The following is a 5,183-nucleotide window of genomic DNA, read 5'->3' on the forward strand; positions in this document are numbered from 1 at the left end:
CAGTGGGCGAAGGCGTTGCGGGTGGCCTCATGGACGGCGACCACATCTTGCCGTCCACCTGGATGCCCGGGATTCCGTAGCCCGCGGCTCGGGCAGCTACCGAACCGCCGGCCACCTGCCGCTCGGTGGGCACGGAAATCGCCCAGCCGTTGTTCTGGATGAAGAAGACAACAGGTGCCTTCATCACGGCGGCAAAGTTCATGGCCTCGTGGACATCGCCCTGGGAGGACGCACCATCGCCGAAGTAGCTGAGGGCCACTCCGTGCCCGCCGCTCAGGGTCTGGCCGTGGGCCCAGCCGACGGCATGAAGCACCGAGCCTGCCACCACGGCCTGGATGGGCGCGAGGCGGCTAGCCAGGGGATCGTACATTCCGCCGTGCCACGTTGCCTTGTGGGTGGACATGTACGCCACCATGTCCACGCCCATGGTCCTGGCGACACCCATCTCGCGGTACGTCGGGAAGGCGAAGTCGCGGGCAGTGTCGAGGGCGTAGGCGCTGCCGACCTGGGCGGCTTCCTGGCCGAGTTCCGGAGCGTAGCCGGGGATGATTCCCTGGCGCTGCCAGGCAACGGCCGAGGTATCGAGGTATCGAACGGCAGCCATCAGGGAATAGAGCTCCCTGAGCTGTCCAGGGGACAGGGGTGCGGCGTCGGCTGCGGCCACGACGGGAAGAGATGAGTCCATGGAGGCGACCGTAGTCACTGTTCGGAACGTAGGCAATCCGCCTATTCGGGGCTAGTCAAACTGCCATGGACTGCCAGCTTTCCCCTGGGGACACATAGCAATTTGCGCATCTCCCAACTAACTCCCCACCGCCACCCTCGCCTCGCAAGCTCGGCCAGGGAACCCTGGCGGCGTGGGCCCAGCAGTTGTTGTCGTTATGAGGGCTCAAAACGACAACAACTGCGAGTGAGTTGGGTCAGCTTAGGCGTTTCGTGCGGACTTCACCTTGGCGCCGATCCGGCAGGCCGCGGCGATGCACGCGATCAACAGGAACGTGCCGATCAGCTGACCGGCGCTCTCTGCATTCGAGAAGCCCACCACGAAGATCAGGGCAAGCAACGCCAGTCCGAATACCGTAAGGAAGGGGAATCCCTTCATGCGAAGCGGCAGTTCGGTTCCTTCGCGGTCGGCGCGCCGGCGCAGGATGAACTGGGACACGAGCGCAGTTCCCCAGACTACGAGGCACGTGGACCCGACAAGGTTGAGCAGGGCGGGGAGTACGTGGTCGGGGAACAGCAGTTCCAGGATGGTGGCGATGAAGCCGAATGCAACGGAAACCCCGACGGCGGCCATGGGCACCTGGGCGCCGCGCAGCCGTGACAGGAAGGCAGGTGCTTCGCCGCGTTCAGACAAGGAGAAGACCATGCGTGAGGCGCCGTAGAGGTTTGCGTTGAGCGCGGAAAGCAATGCCACGACGGCGACGAGCGTGATGGCAGCGCCGGCTCCCGGGATGCCGGCAAGGTCCAGGACGCCGGCGAACGGCGACTTCAAGCTTCGGAATCGGAGGGCAGTACTGCTGCAATGACGAAGACCGAACCAATGTAGAAGACCAGGATGCGCCACACCACCGTGCGGATGGCTTTGCCGACGCTGTGTGCCGGGTTCTGCGTCTCCGCAGCAGCCACGCTCACGATTTCGGTGCCCCCGAAGGCGAAAATCACTACGAAGAGGGCTGCGGCAATTCCAGACCAGCCGGACGGTGCAAAGTTGCCGGTCAGGTTTGCGAGGCCGGGGGAAGCTACGCCGGGCAACCAGCCGAACAGCAAAGCTGCGCCGATGACGAGGAAAGCGACAATGGCCGCGACCTTCAGGATGGCGAACCAGAATTCGAACTCACCGAAGTTCCGGACCCCGGCAAGGTTGATCGCGGTAAAGGCCACCATGAATACCAACGCCAGCGCCCACACAGGAATGACTGGCCAGACGGAGAAGAGCAGCCCTGCTGCGCCGAGTGCCTCCGCGGCGATGACCACTACCAACTGCAGCCACCAAAGCCAGCCGACCGTGGACCCGGCCGTCCTGCCCATGGCCTTTTCCGCGTACACCGAGAAGGCGCCGCTGTTCGGGTTGGCGGCTGCCATCTCGCCTAGGGCCCACATCACCACGATGATCAAGGTGCCCGCCACAAGGTAGGAGATGAGCACTGCCGGGCCGGCGGCGTGGATTCCGGCGCCCGAACCGAGGAAGAGTCCCGCGCCGATGGCGCTGCCCAAGCCCATCATGGTGAGCTGGCGCGGCTTCATCGAGTGGCCAAGGCCTCGCGAAGGAATGGAGGGTCGAACAGCGGTGGACTTCGTTGTCATTCGTGTTTGCCTTCTTGTGGATGGTTTGTTCGCTGGTCCTCGTAGGACTTATCGAATTTACCGCTTCCGGATGAAAGTGGCGAAAAACACTCGTGAGAGGATGGTTACAAGCTGGAGTGGCATCTGGGCATGAAGTGCCGATTTGTACATCCCCTTGGGCGGAAGCAGGAAAAACTGATGGTTGTGGACGAGTTGGATGCCAAGATTGTCCGATTTTTCACAGACTCCCCGCGGGCGTCCGTTCTGGAGGCATCGAGGGTCTTGAAGGTCGCCCGTGCCACGGTCCAGTCGCGGCTGGACCGGATGGCCGAGCGCGGAGTGGTGGCTCCCTGGGTTCCGCAGCCCGATCCTGCCGGCTTCGGCTATCCGGTGGTCGCCTTCTGCTCGCTGACCATCAACCAGGACCTGGGGCACGACGCCGTCGTCGAAGCTTTGGCAGCGATCCCTGAACTCATTGAGGTCCACACCGTTTCCGGTAGTTCGGACCTCATGGTGCGGGTGGTGGGCAAGTCGAACTCGGACCTGCAGCGCGTGCTGGACAAGCTCATCGCCACCAAGACCGTGCTCCGTTCGTCCTCGGTGATCGTGCTGAATACGCATTTCCAAGGCCGCACTTTGCCCCTCCTGGAAGCTGCCGCCAAGGAGAACGCGGGCTGAAACATTTGGACACTGTCCGCCGACAGTCGTACCATTAGTTCTAGTCATTTTGACTATAACTAGTTTTCTGATCCCTACGGCAAAGAAGCGGGGTGAGTACCGTGTACGCCACCTCCGCGAATGTCGCAGAGCGCAGGCTCGCGCCGCCGTCGTTGGCCATATCGACGGTGATCTTCGCCCTCCGCCCCAGTGAAAGCTCCGGCCGCCCCACGCTGTGGTTGCCTCTGGTGCGCCGCATCCGCGAACCGTTCAAGGACATGTGGGCATTGCCCGGCGGACCGCTCCAGCACGACGAATCCCTCCAGGATGCCGCGTCCCGCAACCTGCGCGAAACCACGGGGCTGGCTCCCCAATACCTCGAACAGCTCTACGCTTTCGGCGGCCTGCACCGCTCGCCCGCCCAGCGGGTCGTGTCGATTGTCTACTGGGCCCTGGTACAGCCCACGGAAGCCGCCCTGGCCGACGAATCCGAGAACGTCCGGTGGTTCCGGGCCGATAGGCTCGCGGAATTGGCCTTCGACCACAACGCGATTGTGGACTACGCCTTGTGGCGGCTGCGCAACAAAATGGCCTACGGGTCCATCGCCTATCACTTGCTGGGTGAATTCTTCACCCTGGCACAGGTCCGCGAAGTCTACGAGGCTGTCCTGGACCGTCAGCTGGATCCGGCAAACTTCCGCCGGCAAATCAAGGGAACACCGGAAATCGAGGAAACCGGTGAATACCTCCAGGGCGGAAAACACCGCCCGCCCCGCCTCTACCGCTTCACCGGCACGCCCGGACTCGGGCCAGACAACAGGAGTACACCATGAGCAGCGTCAATACAGCTATCCAGCTGATCACCCGGGAAGAAGCCGAAAACGGCCGTTCCGCGGCCGGGTCGACGTGCAGCCCCGCTCTGGCCAAGGGCCCCTGGGAGTACGACCTCGCCGAAGCCCTCGCAGGCATCCCCGCTTACGGTCCCGGTGCGTCCAGCGCCGACGACGCTCCGAAGGCCACGCCCCGCCAAGGCCAGTTGCCCGAAGAGTACAAGCTGGCCAGCGACGCCGAGCTCGACGCCCGGATCCGTACCGCCAAGGAGACGCTGGGGGACCGGGCTGTCATCCTGGGCCATTTCTACCAGCGCGACGAAGTTGTCCAGTACGCGGATTTCGTGGGCGACTCCTTCCAGCTCGCCAACGCTGCCCTGACCAAGCCCGACGCCGAGGCCATCATCTTCTGCGGTGTTCACTTCATGGCCGAAACAGCCGACATCCTGTCCAGCGCAGACCAAGCCGTGATCCTGCCGAACCTGGCCGCCGGCTGCTCCATGGCCGACATGGCGGACGAGGATTCGGTGGAGGAATGCTGGGAGCAGCTCGAGGAGCTCTTCGGGACCGCCCCCGATTCCGAAGGCCGTGCCCCGGTCATCCCGGTGACCTACATGAATTCCTCGGCCGCATTGAAGGCCTTCTGCGGACGCAACGGCGGCATCGTCTGCACGTCCTCCAACGCCAAGACGGTGCTCGAATGGGCCTTCGAACGCGGCCAGCGGGTCCTCTTCTTCCCTGACCAGCACCTGGGCCGCAACACGGCCAAGGCGCTAGGCGTCCCGCTGGAGCAGATGCCCATGTGGAACCCGCGCAAGGAACTCGGCGGAAACGACGAACAGACCCTGCTGGATTCCCGCGTCATCCTCTGGCACGGTTTCTGCTCCGTCCACAAGCGTTTCAACGTGGGCCAGATCGAGAAGGCACGCGCCGAATTCCCGGGCGTGAACGTCATTGTGCACCCTGAGTGCCCGATGGAGGTTGTTGACGCGGCAGACGGCGCAGGCTCCACGGACTTCATCAAGAAGGCCATCGCCGCCGCGACCGAGCCCACCACTTTCGCGATCGGCACCGAGATCAACATGGTGAACCGCTTGGCCGCGGAGAACCCGCAGCACACCATCTTCTGCCTCGACCCAGTGATCTGCCCTTGTTCCACGATGTACCGCATCCACCCCGGCTACCTCGCTGGGTACTCGAGGAACTGGTGGAGGGCCGCGTGGTCAACCGCATTACTGTGGACGATTCGGTCAAGGACAACGCCAAGATCGCCCTCGAACGCATGCTCGCAGCTCGGCCGCTCTAGGCCACATCCCGTACCAACCAGTCGAATCGAGCCTCACATGACTGCAGAACGCATTCCCGGCGCCCAGGCGCGGCGGCGGCTCGTCGTCGTCGGGAGCGGCATCG

2 protein-coding genes and 3 pseudogenes are annotated in these 5,183 nt (G+C 63.7%); 3 read left to right on the plus strand and 2 right to left on the minus strand.

Translation table 11 applies throughout. From position 1 onward, the window contains the following. Positions 1-685, minus strand: a pseudogene (locus AHiyo1_RS03560) (thiamine pyrophosphate-dependent enzyme); the annotation flags it as partial. 240 nt (positions 686-925) lie between these two features. Further along, a pseudogene (locus tag AHiyo1_RS03565) lies at positions 926-2,307 on the minus strand (amino acid permease). A 177-nt stretch (positions 2,308-2,484) separates the two neighbouring features. Between AHiyo1_RS03565 and AHiyo1_RS03570 the strand changes: the two are divergent. From AHiyo1_RS03570 to nadA, 3 genes and pseudogenes are all read left to right on the plus strand, one after another. Continuing rightward, positions 2,485-2,964, plus strand: coding sequence for an Lrp/AsnC family transcriptional regulator (locus AHiyo1_RS03570; RefSeq protein WP_059387632.1), 480 nt, complete (start codon positions 2,485-2,487; stop codon positions 2,962-2,964). 101 nt (positions 2,965-3,065) lie between these two features. Next, positions 3,066-3,776, plus strand: a complete 711-nt coding sequence (locus tag AHiyo1_RS03575) for an NUDIX hydrolase (RefSeq protein ID WP_113990543.1) — start codon at positions 3,066-3,068, stop codon at positions 3,774-3,776. Beyond that, a pseudogene (nadA, locus tag AHiyo1_RS03580) lies at positions 3,773-5,079 on the plus strand (quinolinate synthase NadA). Before AHiyo1_RS03575 ends, nadA begins: the two are co-directional and overlap by 4 nt. Positions 5,080-5,183: the final 104 nt, after the last annotated feature.

The organism is Arthrobacter sp. Hiyo1 (genome assembly GCF_001263615.2).
GTDB lineage: Bacteria > Actinomycetota > Actinomycetes > Actinomycetales > Micrococcaceae > Arthrobacter.